Consider the following 16,723-nt stretch of genomic DNA (forward strand, 5'->3'; position numbering starts at 1 on the left):
TAGGCCGGGCCCGGCCCGGGACTAGAACGGGAACCCGCTGCGCCCGTGCTGCACCGAGATCCACTTCTGGGTGGTGAAGGCGTCCAGCATGGTGTCGCCGTTGAGGCGGCCGAGGCCGGAGTGCTTCTCCCCGCCGAAGGGCACGATGGGCTCGTCGTGCACGGTGCCGTCGTTCACGTGGAACATGCCGGTGTCGATCTGCTTGGCGAAGTTGACGCCCCGCTCGACGTCCCCCGTGTGCACGGCGCCGCTCAGACCGTACGGAGTGTCGTTGACCAGGCGCACGGCCTCCTCCTCGCCGTCGAAGGGGACGAGGAAGGCGACCGGGCCGAAGACCTCCTGCTGGAGCAGCGCGGAGCCGGCGGGCAGGCCGGTGAGGACCGACGGCTCGACCAGGTTGTCCGTGACCGAGCCGCGCACCAGGGCGGTCGCGCCCTCGGCGAGGGCCTGCTCGACGACGCCGGAGAGCGCGTCCGCCTGCGAGGAGTTGATCACCGGGCCGATGACGGTCGACGGGTCGCGCGGGTCACCGGCCTTGAGGGTCTTCACCTTGGCGACGAACTTCTCGGTGAACTCGTCGGCCACCGAGCGGTCGACCAGCACCCGGTTGGCGGCCATGCAGACCTGGCCCTGGTGGACGAAGCGGCTGAAGACGGCGGCGTCGACCGCGTAGTCGACGTCGGCGTCGTCGAGGACGACGAGGGCGCTGTTGCCGCCCAGTTCGAGGACCGCGCGCTTGAAGTGGGCGGCGCACACCGTGGCCACGTGGCGGCCGACCTTGTCGGAGCCGGTGAAGGAGATCACCTTCGGCACCGGGTGCTCGATGAAGGCGTCGCCGATCTCCGCGATGTCGGTCACCACGACGTTGAGCAGACCGCCCGGCAGTCCCGCGTCCTCCAGGATCTTCGCGACCAGGGTGCCGCCGACGATCGGCGTGTTCTGGTGCGGCTTGAGGACGACGCCGTTGCCCAGCGCGAGGGCCGGGGCGACCGACTTCAGGGAGAGCAGGAAGGGGAAGTTGAAGGGGCTGATGACGCCCACGACGCCGACCGGCACCCGGTAGACGCGGTTCTCCTTGCCGTCGGCCGGGGACGGGATGATCCGGCCCTCGGGGGCCAGCGCCAGGTGGACCGCCTCGCGCAGGAACTCCTTGGCGAGGTGCAGCTCGAAGGCGGCCTTCAGCCGGGTGCCGCCCAGCTCGGCGACGATCGCCTCGCCGATCTCCTCCTCGCGCTCCTCCACCAGGCGCAGCGCCTTCTCGAACACCGCGCGGCGCGCGTACGGGTTCGTCGCGGCCCACTGCTTCTGCGCACGCTCGGCGGCCCGGTAGGCGGCGTCGACCTCGTCGGCCGTGGCGATCGTGATCGAGGCGAGCTTCTCGCTGTCGTACGGGTTGAAGTCGATGATGTCCCAGGACCCGGTGCCCGGACGCCACTCGCCGCCTATGTACTGCTGGGCGAGGTCGGTGAAGTACGACGACATGAGATCCCTCAATCCCCTCAACTGCCGCAGCCGCCGCGAGCGAGCCGCCTGATTGGGCGTCATCGTACTTACGTTTCAGGAGAGTTGAAGGAGACCTCGGAGAAGGTCCCGGCTCTCGTCCGGCCCCGGGCTGTCCTGCTGGAGCTCCTTCAGCGCCGTCTCGTACTGGGTGACGTCCTCCCGCTTGTCCAGGTACAGCGCGCTGGTGAGCTGCTCCAGGTAGACGACGTCCGAGAGGTCGGACTCGGGGAAGCTGAGGAGCGTGAACGCGCCACTCTCGCCGGAGTGCCCGCCGAAGCCGAACGGCATGATCTGGAGCCGCACATTGGGGCGTTCGGACATGTCGATCAGGTGCTGGAGCTGCCCGCGCATCACCCCGCGGTCGCCGTACGGCCGGCGCAGCGCGGCCTCGTCGAGCACGATGTGGAACTCGGGGGCGTTCTCCGCGACCAGGTACTTCTGCCGCTCCAGACGCAGCGCCACCCGGCGCTCGACGTCCGCCTCGCCGGCGCCCTTCATGCCGCGCCGGACGACCGCGCGGGCGTACTCCTCGGTCTGGAGCAGGCCGTGCACGAACTGCACCTCGTAGACCCGGATCAGCGAGGCCGCGCCCTCCAGGCCCACGTAGGTGGGGAACCAGCTGGGCAGTACGTCCGAGTAACTGTGCCACCAGCCCGCGACGTTGGCCTCCTTGGCGAGGGAGAGCAACGAGTTGCGCTCCTGCTCGTCCGTGATGCCGTACAGCGTCAGCAGGTCCTCGACGTCCCTCGTCTTGAAGCTCACCCGGCCCAGCTCCATCCGGCTGATCTTCGATTCCGAGGCGCGGATCGAGTAGCCCGCCGCCTCTCGCGTGATCCCCCGCGTCTCACGCAGTCGCCTGAGTTGTGATCCGAGCAGCATGCGCCGCACCACCGATCCGGGCTCTCCCGCGCTCACGTTCGCCAGCCTCCCCAACCGTGTTTCAGGGGCCGAAGTCTGCCACTAAAACACTCCGAGCAGTACTCGTCCGGTTACGGAAACGGAATCGAGCCAAAGGAACCGTGCAGGATCATGCACGCGGTGGACCGGAACCGGCCGTCGAAGGAGATGAAGAGGAGGCGAAGATGACGGAAAAATTGACCAACAAGCGGTACGGGCAGGTCCATTTCGGTCACGTGCACGTGCATCTGCCCTTGCATCTGCGGTACGCATCCGAAACCATGGTCCCCGCACCACCGCGCCGCATCGCTATGACCGCGAATTCCCGGGAGTGCCTCGCATGGGGACGAATGGATCGACCATGCTCGAGCCGTTACGGCAGGGCCTTCCGCCACTCGACCCCGCGGCCGTGTCGAACGCCGCCTCCTGCGCCCTCCCGCCCCGGTACGAAGCGGTGCGCGAGGCCCGCGGATTCACCCGCAGGACGCTCGACGGCTGGGACGCGGGGGACCGCTTCGACGACGTCTGCCTGGTGGTCTCGGAGCTGGTCACCAACGCCCTGCGGCACGCGCTGCCCGCGGACATCCCGCGCCACGAGGAGCACGGTCCCGTACGGCTGCACCTGATGCGCTGGACCGAGCGGCTGGTGTGCGCGGTACGCGACCCCAGTCACGACAGCCCGGTGGCCCGCGAGACGGACGACTTCTCGGCGGAGTCGGGGCGCGGCCTCTTCCTCGTCGACTCCTTCAGCGACAGCTGGGGCTGGCACCCGCTCGCCGGGACGCTCAACGGCAAGGTGGTCTGGGCGCTGTTCCGCATCTAGCCCGGCCCGGGCCGCCGCACGGCCCGCGCAGCGCCGGTCCGCAGCACGGCCGGTCCGTCGGCACGCCTGGCACCCGGGCCCCGGTTCCCGACGCGCGTCGGCGCCCGTCGTCGGACCGCGAACGCCGGACCGCGGGCGGCGGACCGCGAACGCCGGAGCGCGAACGTCAGCTCGCGATCAGGTGGTCGAACTCGCCGTCCTTGATGCCCAGCAGCATGGCCTCGATCTCCGCGCGCGTGTAGACGAGCGCGGGACCGTCGGGGAAGCGGGAGTTGCGGACCGCCACCGCACCGTCGGGCAGCCGCGCGAACTCCACGCACGACCCCTGCGAGTTGCTGCGCCGGCTCTTCTGCCAGGCCGCGTCGTGCAACTGCGTGGCGGCCATGCCGTTGTACACGTCGTACACGTCGTGGTCCACAGGTCGCTCCCCGGTGGCTGGTGCACTGGCTGATGTGGCCATTGATGCAGTGGTCAACTGATCCGGATCATAACCCTGTTCACGTGCGGATGCATGAGCAAATGCACGTGCACGCGCGGTGTTCCCGCGATTACAGCTTTGACGACCGCTTTACCGAGTCCTGCTCTCTACGACGCGAGCCCTCGGGAAGACGTTCCCGCATGTGCCCCCGAATTCGAAGAATATGCAACAACATGCGACAACACCGGAGCGGCCCGTTACAGGCGGACCCCGGTGTTGTCCCCGGTGCGCGAGGTGCGCCCGGGCTGGTCAGCGGGCGCCGTACGGCCACCGCGCCATCTGGTGCGCGTATCTGATCGCCCCCGTCGGCCGAGGTGCCGCAGGGGTCTGCCGACTGGACCCGCGTGAGCAAACGCACGCCGGGCATCCGCCCGGGGCCCGCACGTCCTGCTGGTAGCTTGCCGCTGTTCGTGGCCGAACCGGCCGTCCGGCTACAGCTTGGAGCTTCCGGTGACGCGGGTGACTGCGCAGAGCGTGGCGAGCACGGAGAACACGCGGGGTACCGCGCTGCCCACGGGCACGGACGTCCCGCCCGGCGGGATCGCGCGCCGTCGGGCACGGCGTTCCGCGCGGGGCGCGGCGCTGGCGCTCGCACTGGCGGGGGCGCTGGCCCTGACCGCGTGCACCGACGGCGGGTCCGACGGCGGCCCGGGCGACGACGGCTCGGACGGCGGCGACTCGTCCTCGGCGGCTCCCGGCGCGTCCGCGAGCGCGGATCCGGGCGGCGACGCGGGCGGATCGCCGTCCGCGGGCGGCGCCGGCGACCTGGAGGGCAGCTGGCTGGCGACCACCGACGGGCAGGCCGTCGCGCTGATGGTCACCGGCGACAAGGCGGCCCTGTTCACCACCGGCGGCGCCGTGTGCAGCGGTACGGCGGCAAAGAGCGCCGGCACCCGGACGATCCGCCTCGAGTGCACCGACGGCAGCGACGACCGCGCGACCGGCAAGGTCGGCCGGGTCGACGCCACCTCGCTCACGGTGACCTGGGAGGGCGGGCTCGGCGAGGAGACGTACGCCAGGTCCGAGGGCGGGTCGATGCCGCCCGGCCTGCCGACGGCCGGCCTCGGTTCCTGAGCCGCGCCCGCCCCGGCCCCGACCGGCCCTACGGCAGCGGTCTGCGGTGCCCGACCCGGGCGGCGTCGGCCGCGCGGGTGCCCTCGGTCCAGCCCGCCGCGTCGCCGGCCCCGCGCAGCCGGGTCGTGGTCGTCTGCGGGAACATGCGCTCCGTGCGGTCGGTGACCGCGGCCTCGCGGGAGGCGAGCACCGGCAGGAGGTCCACGTCCGCCGCCGCGCCGGTGGCGGCGGACTCGGCGGTGGCCGCCTGCGCCGCCGCCCGCAGCCGGGTGCCCGCGCGGTGGGCGTAGGCGGCGAGGAACGACTGGCGGAAGGTCTTGGTGCGTTATCGCCCCCCGGCCCGCTGGCCTGCCTCCGCCTTCGTCATCGCGGCCTCGGCCTGCACCAGCAGCGAGGTGTAGAGGAGTTCGACCGCCTCGAGGTCGGCCTCGAAGCCGACGACGGTGGAGAAGCCGAAGGCCTCGTTCCACACGGCCCGGCAGTGGTTGGCGTCGGCCACCGCGTCCAGCAGCACCGCCTTGGCCTGCTCGTAGGGCGGCTCCACCCCGATCCGGCAGGCGCCCGGGGCGTCGGGCGCGGGGGCGTCGGCCGCCAGCAGCGCCTCGTCGACACTGTGCCGGGCCATCAGCTCCTGCGCCTTGGCGCTCAGCGCCTCCGCCTCCTCGGGGTACCCGGTCGCCTCCGCCTTGGCGAGCAGCGCCCGGATGCGGGCCAGGGCACGTGACTCGGGCCGGGCCTCCCGGCGCGGTGCGCCCGGCGGCTCCAGGGGCTCCAGCGCGGGCAGCCGCAACAGCAGCCGGTACAGCTCCAGTACGGCGCCGGCCTGCGAGAAGCGGTCGGTGCGCGGCGGCGCCTGGTCCGGTACGGCGCCCAGCTGGGCCGCCCAGCGGGGCCCGCGCGGGCGGTCCTGCGGAGCCTGGGCGCGGATCAGCGCCGCCACCAGGCGTACGTGCACGTCGTCCAGCTCGCGCCGCACGATCCGTACGAGGTCGGCGGGCTGCCAGCCGCGCCGCCAGGCGGTGGCGACGAACTCCTCGCCGCGCCGGGCCAGTTCCGCGTCCGCCCCCGGGTCGGCCGCGAGCAGGGAGGCGGCGGTGTCGAGGGCGTCGTCGGCGGTGTCGTACAGGGCGGTCTCGAAGGCACGGTCGACGGTGCTGGGCGTACTCACCCGGCGATGGTGCCACGGCCCCGCGCTCCGTCTCACTGCGCGGAATGCGGTGGTACCGCGCACGCGGAGGTCCATCATGGCAGGCATGGTGGACACAACTCTGTACGCAGCGTTCCTGGTTGCCGCCCTGGCCCTGTGCGTCACCCCCGGCCCCGATCTGATGTTCATCGTGGCGATGGGCGGGCGGGGCGGGCCCACGGCGGGAGTGATGGCCGCGCTCGGCGTGGCCTGCGCCATGACGGTGCACGCGGTCGCCGCGGCGCTCGGTCTGTCGGCCCTCTTCACGACCCTCCCCACCCTGTATCACGTGCTGCGCTGGGCGGGCGCGGCGTATCTGCTCTACCTGGCGGTGAAGGCCTTCCGGGACCGTTCGGAGCCGGGTGAGGACGGGGCGGCGCCTCGAGGCCCGGGCATGCGACGGGCGTTCTGGCAGGGCGCGATCACCAACCTGCTCAATCCCAAGGTGATCCTCTTCAACGTGGCGTTCCTGCCGCAGTTCGTCGACCCGTCGCTGGGGCACGTGTCCGGGCAGCTCCTGCTGCTCGGCGGCACCCTCGTGGTGATGGGCCTCCTGTGGGACGGCTTCGTCGGACTGCTCTCCGGGCGGCTGGCGAGTCTGCTCAGGCGCAGCGCCCGGGTGAACCGCTGGCTCAACATCGTCTCCGGGACGGTGTTCACGGGGCTGGCTGCGCGGTTGGTGGTGGCGTCGCCGAAGTAGACCGAGGAGAGCGAAAGGGTGTCAACTCAAGGTTGACACCCTGAAGGGGCGCAACCTACGGTTGACGCATGACGACGAATCCGAGCATCACGTCATCCGTACGCCTCGACGAGCTCATCACCGCGATCAAGAAGGTGCACGCGGAGCCGCTGGAGCAGCTCCAGGACGCCGTCATCGCCGGTGAGCACCTCGGCGAGGTGGCCGACCATCTCATCGGACACTTCGTGGACCAGGCACGGCGGTCGGGCGCGTCCTGGACGGACATCGGCAGGAGCATGGGCGTCACCCGGCAGGCGGCGCAGAAGCGCTTCGTGCCCAAGGAGTCGGCCGACCTGGACGCGAGCCAGGGCTTCAGCCGCTACACGACCCGTGCCCGCGAGGCCGTGATGGCCGCCCACCACGCGGCCAAGACCGCCGGCGGCACCGAGGGCCTGCCCGAACACCTCGTCCTCGGCCTGCTCACGCAGCACGAGAGCCTCTCCGCCAAGGCGATCGCCGCGCAGGGCGTGACCCTGGACGCGGTCCGCGAGGCGGCGACCGCGGCGCTCCCGCCGGCCTCCGCGCAGGTCCCTGAGCTGGTCCCCTACGGGCCGGCCGCCAAGAAGGTCCTCGAACTCACCTTCCGCGAGGCCCTGCGCCTCGGTCACAACTACATCGGCACCGAGCACATCCTGCTCGCCCTCCTGGAGCACGAGCACGGCGAGGGCGTCCTCAGCGGACTCGGCCTCACCAAGGAGGCCACCGAGAGCTACGTCACCGAGGCACTGGCGCAGTTCATCGAGGTGACCCGGAAGAGCGGGGAGGCCGGGAAGGGCGAAAGCGGCGAGGAGGGCGGACCGAAGACCGAGGAGGCCTGAGGGCCCGGCCGCCGGGCCGTTGTCAGACCCGCCTGCGACACTCGCGGCATGGCCGAAAGGTGGGCGTTCGCGGAGACCGAGGACGGTGGCGTGGAGGTCGCGCCCCTCGGCCCCGACGGGCTGCCCGCCGGACCGGTGCGGCGCGAGCCCGACGTCGCGGAGGCCGTGCGCACCAGGCCTGACGTCGCGCGATGGGTGTGGCGGTCCACCGCCGAGACGGCCCCGCGGCTGCTCGCCGCCGGGGTGCGGGTCGAGCGGTGCTACGACGTGGAGGCCGCCGAGACCCTCCTGCTCGGTCACGAGGGGCGGTACGGGGAGCCGCATTCGGCCGCGGCCGCCCTGGCCCGGCTGCGCGGCGGCCCGGTTCCGCCCGACCCGCCGCAGCGCGCCGCCGAGCCGGGCGCGCAGTCCCCGCTGTTCGAGCCGCGCGCCGTCCACCTCCCGCTCACCGACCTGCTCGCCGTCTACGCCGAGCAGCAGCGCCGCCACGACCGCTCGGCGCACCCCGACCGACTGCGGCTGCTGACGGCCGCCGAGTCGGCGGGGATGCTGGTGGCCGCCGAGATGAACCACGCGGGGCTGCCCTGGCGGGCCGACGTGCACCGCGAGGTCCTGCACGGCCTGCTGGGCGAGCGGTACGCGGGCGGGGGCGAGCCGCGCCGCCTGGCCGAGCTGGCGGAGGAGGTGTCCGCCGCCTTCGGCCGCCGGGTGCGGCCCGACCTGCCCGCGGACGTGGTCAAGGCGTTCGGGCAGGCGGGCGTGAAGGTCGGCTCGACCCGCCGGTGGGAGCTGGAGTCACTGGACCATCCGGCCGTGAAGCCGCTGATCGAGTACAAGAAGCTGTACCGCATCTGGGTCGCCCACGGCTGGTCCTGGCTGCAGGACTGGGTGCGCGACGGACGGTTCCGTCCCGAGTTCCTGGCCGGCGGCACCGTCACCGGACGCTGGGTGACCAACGGCGGGGGCGGGCTGCAGATCCCCAAGGTGATCCGACGGGCCGTCGTCGCCGACCCCGGCTGGCGGCTGGTCGTCGCCGACGCCGACCAGATGGAGCCGCGCGTGCTGGCCGCGATCTCCCGCGACCCCGGCCTGATGGAGGTGGCCGGCCGGGAGACCGACCTCTACCAGTCCGTCTCCGACCGTGCCTTCTCCGGCGACCGCGCCCAGGCCAAGCTCGCCGTGCTCGGCGCGGTCTACGGCCAGACCTCCGGGGACGGCCTGAAGAACCTGGCCGCGCTCAGACGCCGCTTCCCCCGCGCCGTGGCGTACGTCGACGACGCGGCCCGCGCGGGCGAGGAGGGCCGGCTGGTGCGCACCTGGCTGGGCCGCACCTGCCCGCCGGCGGCCGGCGCGGCCGACGGCGCCGAGGAGGCGGGGCTGCCGCAGGACGATCCCACCGGCGCCGGGGACCGCCCCCAGGAGTGGGTACCGGGCTACGCCTCCACCGACGCCCGCGCGCGGGGCCGCTTCGCCCGCAACTTCGTCGTCCAGGGCAGCGCCGCCGACTGGGCCCTGCTGCTGCTCGCCGCGCTGCGCCAGACCTGCGCGGACATGGCGGCCGAGCTGGTCTTCTTCCAGCACGACGAGGTGATCGTGCACTGTCCCGAGGAGGAGGCCGGCACAGTCGTCGCGGCGATCCGGGACGCGGCGGAGCTGGCGGGGCGGCTGACGTTCGGGGTGACGCCGGTGCGGTTCCCGTTCACGACGGCGGTGGTGGAGTGCTACGCGGACGCGAAGTGACGGGATCCGGGCCGCCGGGCCGCCGGCATCGACCGCCCCGGCCGCGGCGACGACGCCCGCTGTGGCCCGGGCGGACCCACGGGGGGCCGCTGGGGCCCGCTCGGACCCGGTCGGTCCGCCTCGGTCCCGCTCGGACCCGCGGCGGACGAGACTACCGGCATGGATCTGCTGTCACTTCGCTACTTCCGGTCCGTCGCACGTCACCAGCACATCAGCCGGGCCGCGGAGGAACTCCGGGTGGCTCAGCCGTCGGTGAGCCGGACCATCATCCGGCTGGAATCGGAACTCGGGGCCCCGCTCTTCGACCGCACGGGCCGCCGGATACGTCTCAACGAGCACGGCGCCGCCTTCCTGGTCCGGGTCGAACGGGCGCTGGCCGAGCTGGAGGACGGTCGGCGGGAGGTCGCCGACGCCGGTCGCGGCGGCCCCGGACGGGTCGCCGTCGCCGCCGAGACGCTGCTGCAACTGGCCGGGGTCCTGTCCGCGTTCCGGGAGCTGCGCCCCGGGGTGCGGGTGCACCTCTTCCAGGTCCCGCTGGGTTCCATGCGCCGCCATCTGCGCTCGGGCGAGGTGGACTTCGCCCTCGCCTCCCAGCCGCTGGCCGGCCCCGAGGTGTGCTCGACGGAACTGGCCCGCGAGGAGGTGCTGCTGGCCGTGCCGCCCTGGCACCCGCTGGCCGGCCGCGAGCAGGTCACGGTGGCCGAGCTGGCCGACGAGGACTTCGTCAGCACACGCGCCGGTCACTGGCAACGGGCGCTGCTGGAGCGGCTCTTCGCCCGGGAAGGGCTGACCCCGCGGGTGGTCTGCGAGGGCGACGAGGCGGCCGCCACTCCCGAACTCGTCGGTGCCGGGGTGGGCATCGGCCTGATGCCGGCCGTCGCCCGCCGGGCCCTCGGTGACGGCGGCCCGGTCCGCTGGCTGCGACTGGACGCCCCGGACTGCCACCGGGCCCTGTCGCTGGTGTGGCGCCGGGACGCCTATCTCTCCCCCGCCGCCCGGGACTTCCGCCGACTGGCCGGGGAACGGCTCATGCCCGGGGCGTCATGAGTACATGCCGGAACCGGTCGTGGACGTCATGAAAGGCCCGCCCCTAGCGTCGAGGTCATCCACGGACACGGACTCGACCGACGGAGACAGCCGATGAGCCGGCAGCACGACACCACGGGGACGGACTTCACCACCTACGCGGAGGCCGTCCTCGACGTCCTGGCAGCCGCACCGTCCAGGGCGGTCCTGACGACCGCGGAGGGAGCCGTGATCAGCGCGGGGAGCCTGCGCGACCAGGTCTGCCGGCTCGGCGCGGAACTGGAGCGGCGCGGGGTGGGCCGGGGTACCACGGTCGGCCTGCTCACCGGCAACAGCGCCGAGGGCCTCGCCGCCCGCTACGCCGCCAACCTGACCGGCGCACGGGTCGTCGTCCTCTACGAGGGCATGAGCGCTCCGGTCATGGCCGGCATCCTGGCGAGCGTGGACGGCGTCCTGCTGCTGGTGGACGGCGGGCGGCACGCCCTGGCACGGGAGCTGCTGCCGCTGCCCGGTGTCCCTCCGGTGGTGTCCCTGGGCCCGAGCGACTTCGCCGAGGACGTCCTGGCCGCGGCCGCCGGGCACCCGACGCGTGTCCTGCACCCTCCGGTGGGGCCGGACGACGACTGGCGCATCGGCTACACGGGCGGGACCACCGGGATCCCCAAGGGCATCCGCATGAGCCACGGCTCCTACCGGCGCAGCCTGGAACGCCGGCTCACCGGCGCGGGCGACCCGCCGCGCTTCCTGGCCTGCACCTCGCTCGCCCACCTTGCCGGGATCTTCGCCGACACGGCCCTCCTGGAGGGCGGTTCGGTGGTCCTGCGGCACGACTTCGACCCCGGGGACGTGCTGGCCACCGTCGAGCGCGAGCGCATCACCCACACCTGGCTGCTGCCGCCGCTGCTGTACCGGCTGCTGGACCACCCGGACGTGTCCGGCACCGACCTGTCCAGCCTGACCCGCGTCAGCTACGGCGGCACCGCCGCGGCACCGACCAGGCTGCGGCAGGCGGCCGAGCTGCTGGGACCGGTGCTGTACGGCTTGTACGGCCAGGCCGAGGCGCAGCTCATCACGGAGACCGGCCCCGACGAGCAGGAGCTGACCGGCCGCGAGGGGCACCCGACGGTCGGCCGGGCCGTGCCCGGCGTCGAGATCGTCGTCCAGGACAGCGACGGCACCGTCCTGGCCCCCGGGACACCGGGCGAAGTGCTGGTGCGCTCGCCCTACGCGATGCACGGTTACTGGAAGCAGCGCGAACTGACCCGGGAGGTGCTGCGCGACGGCTGGGTGCACACGGGCGACGTCGGCTACCTCGACGAGGACGGCTACCTCTACATCGTGGACCGGATCAAGGAGATGATCGTGGTCGTCGGAGGCCACGTCTATCCGGCGGAGCTGGAGGCCCTGCTCCTGCACCACCCCTCGGTCGCCCAGTGCACCGTCTTCGGCAGCCGGGACGCGGAGTCGCTGGAGCACGTCCACGCCGCCGTGGTGCCCGCCCCCGGACACGAGCCGTCCCTGGAGGAGATCCGCGCCTTCGTCACCGCCCGCAAGGGCCGCCTCTACGCCCCCGAGACCGTGCACCTGCTCCCCGCCATCCCCCTGACCACGGTCGGCAAGCCGGACAGGCGCAGGCTGCGGTCCCTGCTGACGGTCTGACCCGCCCTCGCCGCGACGCACAAGGAGGACCAGGCCGGATCACACCCGGCCCGGTCCTCGCCCGAGCCGCCTTCTCGTCGCCGCCCGACGGGTCCGGACGAACCTTCGGCCGAGGAGGTACGGGAGGCAGCGCCGCTCACCCGCTCGCACGGGCCAGTCCGAGGTGGGGGGCCGCGCCGGGGGACAGTCCCGTACGCTCCCAGATGTCGTCGCTCGCATAGGTGTGTTCGAGGGCGAGCAGGGAGAACTGCCGCTCGGACACGGCTCCGTGCGACGCGTGGAACTCCTCCAGGCAGTCCTGCCAGGGCAGTCGCCGCGTCAGGCGAGGCAGCACCCCGAGACCCGCGAGGCTGTCGAGGATCTCCTCGGTGGTGGAGGGCTCGGGGTGGTGCGCGTGGTAGACGCCGCCCGGGATCGCCTTCTCACCCAGGGCAACGCCGACGGCCAGCCGCGCGAGGGCGTCCACCGTGACGAGCGAGTGCCGGTGGCCACCGCCGTCCCACAGGGCCGGGACGCGCCGGGCGAGTTCGACCAGCGCGGGTACCACCCAGCGATCGCCGGGCCCGAGGACCAGCCCGGGCCTGAGCACGGCCGCCCCGGCGTCCAGGGCGTGGCGTTCGGCGGTCCACCGGCTCGCGCTCGCGACGGACACCGGGGCAGGGGCCACCTCGTCGACGTACCGCAGGCGATGGGGGCCGCGCCCGTAGACCGCTGCGGTCGACAGGTGGACGATCCGGCCGGTGCCGGCCCGGGCCGCCTCGCGCATCAGCGCGGCCGTGCCCTCGACGTTCACCGTCCGGCAGACGTCGGCGTCCGCGCTCAGGATCCCGCCGAAGTGCAGCAGCGCGGACGCGTCGGCGCAGATGCCGGCGAGGGAGGCGGGCCGGGCGAGGTCCGCGGGCACCCAGGTGTCCCGGGCGGGATCGAGCCCGGCGGGCCGACGACGGCCGACGGCGAGCACGCTGATGTCCCGTCGCCCGGCCCGCCCCCCGCCGTCCTCCCGCAGGCGCAGGAGGGCGCGCAGCACGGCGGAGCCGATGAATCCGGTGCCCCCGGTCAGGACGACCTTCGCGGTCCGCACGTCAGACGGCGAGGTCGGCCCGGACGAGCGCCGGGGGAGTCACGCGCAGGCGCGTGATGATCTCCTCGCGGGCGACCGCGGGCAGCAGATAGCGCCACAGGACGGCGACCTGCTGCATGAGGTCGCGGCGGCCGGTGGAGACGTGGGAGTAGAGCTGCACCCCCGAGTACGACGCCATCAGGAAGGTCGCGAACTCGCGCTCGTCGACGCCGAAGCGCAGTTCGTTGCGCGCGCGGGCGGCCATCAGCTGGCGGTGGAACTGCTCCGCCCACTCGTCGTAGGCGGTGGCGTCCCGGCCGCCGAACTCCTGCTGCTCGACGGCGAGACGGACGCTCGCCCGGAAAAGGACGTTCTCCTGGAGTTCGTGCGCGAGGTGGTAGCTGGTGTCGATGAGGCGCTGGAGCCCGTCCGGCCCGCTCGGCAGCTCGACGAAGCTCTGCTGGGCCGCGACGACGGCCTCGGCGATGTCCCGCTTCGACTTGAAGTGGAAGTACATGCCTCCCTGCGTGACCTGGGCCCGCTCCATGATCAGCCGGATGCTGGCGGCATGGTAGCCGTGCTCGTCGAAGATCTCGGCCGCCGCCCGCAGGACGGTTTCCCGTGTGCGCAGGGCACGCTCTTGTCTTTTGGGCATCGGAAGACCGTCCCTTCGAAAAAAACGATCACTCTCTATTTTAGGGCCGTACGCGGTGATCACGGCGCCCCCGGTCCATCGGGGCCCTGGATGCCCTCCCACACCGTGGTCCACAGTCCGGAGCACTCGGCCCACGGGACCGCCCGGTCGCGGCTCCGGTGACCGGCCCCGAACACGAAGAGCGTCACGAGCATCTCGATCTGCTCGGGGCGCAGGTGCCCGGGGAGGCCGCCACTCCCCTGCGCCTGGGCGGCCAGCTCCCGGACCGCCTCGAACCATCGCCCGGACCACGTCGCCTGTGCGTCGGGCCGGTCGAGTTCGAGCCGTACGGAGCCCCGCACCTCGGCGTGCTCGTGCACGCAGCGCAGCAGTTCGGTCACCAGGGCCCCGAGCCTGACCAGGGGGCTTCGTTCCGGATCAGGGCGCAGGGCCCGCTCCGGAGCGCCGTCGCTGAGTCGGCACGCCTGGTCGACGACGGCATTGGCGAGGTCGTCCTTGCTGGCGAAGTGGAAGGTGAGCGCGCCCGTCGAGAGCCCCGCGGACTTCGCGATCCTGTTCATGGAGGTGGTCGCGTAGCCGTAGCGGTCGAACTCGACGGCGGCGGCCCGGATGAGGGCCGCGCGTGTCCGTGCGGCCCGATCCTGTGTCATGGTCCCGCCCTTGTCTGCTTGCCGGTGCCCCGTCCCCGCGCAGGTGGTCGTCACGACCCGCACCATCAAAAGTAAAGAACAATCAAAAACTAGCAGCCGCCGGGCAGGTGTTCATCCGGCGCTCAGCTCCCTGTGGCCCACAACTTACAGAACGACCGCACTGTTTAGCCCCTAGGCGTCTGACGCGAGCAAGTGTGACACCCCTCACGCGGACGGCGTGCCGTTGCTCCGGTCAGGGCCTGTCACCGCCTCCGCACCGACACGCAAAAGTCCATTCTAACCAGGGACTTCAGGTCTCCACTACGGCCCCGCGGAGTGCGCCCGAAGGGCCGGTGGTTCGGCGTCCCTGTCATACGACGCACACCTCGAGCCGGTTGGGAAGTGTCTCGACAAAAAAAACAATCGTCCTTTATCTTTCATCCTGAACCTCCCCACGGACAACGACGTTCGTACCTCTCTTCACATTGCAGGCGTTGGCTCGTGACCTTCGGAGTGCTGCCATGTCCTCGTTCCACACCCTTCCGGACACCGGACCGATCGCGGTGTCGCGCCACCTGGTCCACAAATCGGCCGCGAGCGAAGTCCTGCTCACCGGCTACGAGAGACGCGGGGCCGACTCCTTCTCCGTCACCGCGCAGTGGCCCCGGGCCCACTGCTTCTACGACGTCGTCGCCGGGCGGCACGATCCGCTGCTCGTGACCGAGACGGCGCGCCAGTGCATACCGCTGCTCAGTCACCTGGGCTACGACGCGCCCGCCGACCACAGTCAGATCTGGGAGAACCTGACCTGGTCCGTGGAGCAGGAGGCCCTGCTGGCCACCTCGGCCCCGGCGGAGATCCGCCTCGATGTCCGGTGCCAGGACGTCGTGCGCCGGGGCGACCGCCTCGCCGCGATGTCGATGTCCGCCATCCTCTGGCGCGACGGGACGTTCCTGGGCAGCGCGACGACGCGCTTCACCAATCATTCCCCTTCGGTCATCGCCCGCCTGCGGGGTTCCTACCGCTCGGCGCTCAGCTCGGCCCTGTCCGCGGCCGGGCTGCCCGCACCCCTCGCCGCCGAGCGCGTGGGCCGGGACCGCCCCCGGGACGTCGTGCTCTCCCCCGGGAGCGCCCCGCGCACGTTCGTGCTGCGGGTCGACGGCCGCCATCCCGTCCTCTTCGACCACGCGACCGACCACGTGCCCGGGATGCTCCTCGTGGAGGCGGCGCGCCAGGCCACGCAGGCCGTCGCCTTCCCGGACACGGCGCTGATCACGGGAATGGCCATCGAGTTCCACCGGTACGTCGAATTCGACCGGCCGTGCCTGATCGAGGCGGAGGTGCTGCTCGCCCAGGTGCCCACGCACGTGTCGACCCGCGTCACCGCGGTGCAGGACGGAGAGGCCGCGTTCACCGCGCTCGTCACCGCGCAGCGCGGCCCGGCCGCCGGCCCTCCCGCCCACAGCTACTGACCGGCCTCTCGTGCGCGGTCGAGCGCGGTCCCGTGCTCCCGTGCCGGACGGCAACCGCTGCCACACATTCATCCAGGGGGAAACCGATGCAGAGTACGGAACAGGCGAAACGGAAAACAGCAGGCGGCCGACACGGGTCCGACGGCGCCGCGAGAGCGGGCTCCGGCACCCTTGCCGCGGTGCCGCTGACGGTGCGCCTGGTGAGCTGGTCCGACAGCCTCGCTCTCGTCGGTGACCTCGTACGGCGCGGGCGGGTCGGCGAGCTGAGTCTGACATTGCCCCCCGAGTTCCTGCTGTCCCGCGTGCGCGGGCAGATCGAGGACCTGAGCCGTACCGCCGTGGCCTGCGGCACCCACGTGCGCGTGCTCTGCCGGCAGGAGGGCGGGAGCGACGACATGCTCGCCCGCAGCGTCCGGGAGTTCGAGAACGCCGGCGCCCGGGTGCGGACCGTGTCACAGCCGGGCGGGGCGATGCTCGTGGTCGACGACGAACTCGCGGTCCTGCCCGCTCAGTCGGCCCTCGGAGCGCGGTGCGCGGTCCTGCGGGGCCGGACGTTGGCCGCCGCGTACAAGGCCGTCTTCGACGAGACCTGGCAGCTGAACGGCCGCTCCGCCGGTCTCCCGGCGCCCGCGCGAGCAGGAGCAGGAGCACGGGCGGGAGCAGGATCCGGGGCGGGAGCGGGAGCGGGAGCACGAGCAGGAGCAGGAGCGCTGGAGGCGCTCGTGCTGACACCGCGCGAGCGCGAGGCGCTGCGGCTGCTGGCGGAGGGGCTGACCGACGAGGGCATCTCCCGGCGCACCGGCCTGTCCGTGCGCACACTCAGGCGTGTCATCGCGGGCGTGATGCTGCGGATGGGCGCGCAGAGCCGATTCCAGGCCGGCGCGGAGGCTGTCCGCCGAGACTGGATCTGACCCGGGACGCGCGGACGGCGGCAGGGGGCCGACCCACGGGCCCCCCACCGTCC

The 16,723-nt window shown here is 72.6% G+C and carries 15 protein-coding genes and 1 pseudogene; 9 read left to right on the forward strand and 7 right to left on the reverse strand.

Annotated elements, in window-relative coordinates; genetic code table 11:
* Positions 1-21 precede the first annotated feature (21 nt).
* Together ACIBCJ_RS09565 and ACIBCJ_RS09570 are read right to left on the reverse strand one after the other, a co-directional pair.
* Positions 22-1,482, reverse strand: a complete 1,461-nt coding sequence (locus tag ACIBCJ_RS09565) for an aldehyde dehydrogenase family protein (RefSeq protein ID WP_365979302.1) — start codon at positions 1,480-1,482, stop codon at positions 22-24.
* A gap of 75 nt (positions 1,483-1,557) precedes the next feature.
* Positions 1,558-2,382 carry a helix-turn-helix transcriptional regulator gene (locus ACIBCJ_RS09570; protein WP_362104021.1) on the reverse strand — a complete coding sequence of 275 codons (825 nt, stop codon included), beginning with the start codon at positions 2,380-2,382 and terminating at the stop codon, positions 1,558-1,560.
* Between the two features lie 358 nt (positions 2,383-2,740).
* On the opposite strand from ACIBCJ_RS09570, the gene ACIBCJ_RS09575 reads away from it, so the two are divergent.
* Positions 2,741-3,223, forward strand: a complete 483-nt coding sequence (locus tag ACIBCJ_RS09575; protein ID WP_393525878.1) for an ATP-binding protein — start codon at positions 2,741-2,743, stop codon at positions 3,221-3,223.
* Between the two features lie 166 nt (positions 3,224-3,389).
* Here the strand turns inward: ACIBCJ_RS09575 and ACIBCJ_RS09580 are convergent, their stop codons facing one another.
* Complete coding sequence (locus ACIBCJ_RS09580) at positions 3,390-3,641, reverse strand: DUF397 domain-containing protein (protein WP_059301673.1); 252 nt, start codon at positions 3,639-3,641, stop codon at positions 3,390-3,392.
* A 510-nt stretch (positions 3,642-4,151) separates the two neighbouring features.
* Between ACIBCJ_RS09580 and ACIBCJ_RS09585 the strand changes: the two genes are divergently transcribed.
* Positions 4,152-4,775: a hypothetical protein gene (locus ACIBCJ_RS09585; RefSeq protein ID WP_365979303.1), complete on the forward strand. Its 624-nt coding sequence runs from the start codon at positions 4,152-4,154 to the stop codon at positions 4,773-4,775.
* 28 nt (positions 4,776-4,803) lie between these two features.
* On the opposite strand, the pseudogene ACIBCJ_RS09590 reads toward ACIBCJ_RS09585, so the two are convergent.
* A pseudogene (locus ACIBCJ_RS09590) lies at positions 4,804-5,943 on the reverse strand (DUF2786 domain-containing protein).
* Between the two features lie 85 nt (positions 5,944-6,028).
* Here ACIBCJ_RS09590 and ACIBCJ_RS09595 point away from each other — a divergent pair.
* The 5 genes from ACIBCJ_RS09595 (at position 6,029) to ACIBCJ_RS09615 (ending at position 11,943) form a co-directional block, all read left to right on the forward strand.
* Positions 6,029-6,661, forward strand: a complete 633-nt coding sequence (locus tag ACIBCJ_RS09595) for a LysE family translocator (RefSeq protein WP_362511814.1) — start codon at positions 6,029-6,031, stop codon at positions 6,659-6,661.
* Between the two features lie 68 nt (positions 6,662-6,729).
* A complete protein-coding gene (locus ACIBCJ_RS09600) occupies positions 6,730-7,518 on the forward strand; it encodes a Clp protease N-terminal domain-containing protein (RefSeq protein ID WP_362511816.1) in 789 nt (262 codons plus the stop codon).
* A 48-nt stretch (positions 7,519-7,566) separates the two neighbouring features.
* The gene (locus ACIBCJ_RS09605) at positions 7,567-9,258 is read left to right on the forward strand and encodes a bifunctional 3'-5' exonuclease/DNA polymerase (RefSeq protein WP_365979304.1); all 1,692 of its coding nucleotides are present in this window, start codon (positions 7,567-7,569) and stop codon (positions 9,256-9,258) included.
* Between the two features lie 159 nt (positions 9,259-9,417).
* On the forward strand, positions 9,418-10,305 hold the full coding sequence (locus ACIBCJ_RS09610; protein WP_365979305.1) for a LysR family transcriptional regulator: 888 nt from the start codon (positions 9,418-9,420) through the stop codon (positions 10,303-10,305).
* A 93-nt stretch (positions 10,306-10,398) separates the two neighbouring features.
* Positions 10,399-11,943, forward strand: a complete 1,545-nt coding sequence (locus ACIBCJ_RS09615; protein WP_365979306.1) for an AMP-binding protein — start codon at positions 10,399-10,401, stop codon at positions 11,941-11,943.
* 136 nt (positions 11,944-12,079) lie between these two features.
* Here the strand turns inward: ACIBCJ_RS09615 and ACIBCJ_RS09620 are convergent, their stop codons facing one another.
* Genes ACIBCJ_RS09620 through ACIBCJ_RS09630 form a run of 3 tightly spaced genes read right to left on the reverse strand, consistent with a single transcriptional unit; the run spans position 12,080 to position 14,308 of the window.
* On the reverse strand, positions 12,080-13,024 hold the full coding sequence (locus tag ACIBCJ_RS09620) for an NAD-dependent epimerase/dehydratase family protein (RefSeq protein ID WP_365979307.1): 945 nt from the start codon (positions 13,022-13,024) through the stop codon (positions 12,080-12,082).
* Between the two features lies 1 nt (position 13,025).
* Positions 13,026-13,658: a ScbR family autoregulator-binding transcription factor gene (locus tag ACIBCJ_RS09625; protein ID WP_362103972.1), complete on the reverse strand. Its 633-nt coding sequence runs from the start codon at positions 13,656-13,658 to the stop codon at positions 13,026-13,028.
* A gap of 59 nt (positions 13,659-13,717) precedes the next feature.
* Entirely contained in the window at positions 13,718-14,308 is a 591-nt protein-coding gene (locus ACIBCJ_RS09630; protein ID WP_365979308.1) for a TetR/AcrR family transcriptional regulator, read from the reverse strand.
* Between the two features lie 500 nt (positions 14,309-14,808).
* Between ACIBCJ_RS09630 and ACIBCJ_RS09635 the strand changes: the two genes are divergently transcribed.
* Together ACIBCJ_RS09635 and ACIBCJ_RS09640 are read left to right on the forward strand one after the other, a co-directional pair.
* Positions 14,809-15,759: a ScbA/BarX family gamma-butyrolactone biosynthesis protein gene (locus ACIBCJ_RS09635; RefSeq protein ID WP_365979309.1), complete on the forward strand. Its 951-nt coding sequence runs from the start codon at positions 14,809-14,811 to the stop codon at positions 15,757-15,759.
* Positions 15,760-15,938: 179 nt separating this feature from the next.
* Positions 15,939-16,670 carry a LuxR C-terminal-related transcriptional regulator gene (locus tag ACIBCJ_RS09640; RefSeq protein WP_365979310.1) on the forward strand — a complete coding sequence of 244 codons (732 nt, stop codon included), beginning with the start codon at positions 15,939-15,941 and terminating at the stop codon, positions 16,668-16,670.
* Positions 16,671-16,723: the final 53 nt, after the last annotated feature.

Origin of the sequence: Streptomyces sp. NPDC051136 (assembly GCF_044455745.1) — a bacterium.
Lineage (GTDB): Bacteria > Actinomycetota > Actinomycetes > Streptomycetales > Streptomycetaceae > Streptomyces.

Excerpts from the sequence above, each read along its gene's own strand:
- ACIBCJ_RS09575 (WP_393525878.1), top strand. The coding sequence starts at position 2,741 with ATGGGGACGAATGGATCGACCATGCTCGAGCCGTTACGGCAGGGCCTT.
- ACIBCJ_RS09625 (WP_362103972.1), bottom strand. The coding sequence starts at position 13,658 with ATGCCCAAAAGACAAGAGCGTGCCCTGCGCACACGGGAAACCGTCCTG.
- ACIBCJ_RS09605 (WP_365979304.1), top strand. The coding sequence starts at position 7,567 with ATGGCCGAAAGGTGGGCGTTCGCGGAGACCGAGGACGGTGGCGTGGAG.
- ACIBCJ_RS09635 (WP_365979309.1), top strand. The coding sequence starts at position 14,809 with ATGTCCTCGTTCCACACCCTTCCGGACACCGGACCGATCGCGGTGTCG.
- ACIBCJ_RS09565 (WP_365979302.1), bottom strand. The coding sequence starts at position 1,482 with ATGTCGTCGTACTTCACCGACCTCGCCCAGCAGTACATAGGCGGCGAG.
- ACIBCJ_RS09570 (WP_362104021.1), bottom strand. The coding sequence starts at position 2,382 with ATGCTGCTCGGATCACAACTCAGGCGACTGCGTGAGACGCGGGGGATC.
- ACIBCJ_RS09595 (WP_362511814.1), top strand. The coding sequence starts at position 6,029 with ATGGTGGACACAACTCTGTACGCAGCGTTCCTGGTTGCCGCCCTGGCC.
- ACIBCJ_RS09610 (WP_365979305.1), top strand. The coding sequence starts at position 9,418 with ATGGATCTGCTGTCACTTCGCTACTTCCGGTCCGTCGCACGTCACCAG.
- ACIBCJ_RS09630 (WP_365979308.1), bottom strand. The coding sequence starts at position 14,308 with ATGACACAGGATCGGGCCGCACGGACACGCGCGGCCCTCATCCGGGCC.
- ACIBCJ_RS09615 (WP_365979306.1), top strand. The coding sequence starts at position 10,399 with ATGAGCCGGCAGCACGACACCACGGGGACGGACTTCACCACCTACGCG.
- ACIBCJ_RS09600 (WP_362511816.1), top strand. The coding sequence starts at position 6,730 with ATGACGACGAATCCGAGCATCACGTCATCCGTACGCCTCGACGAGCTC.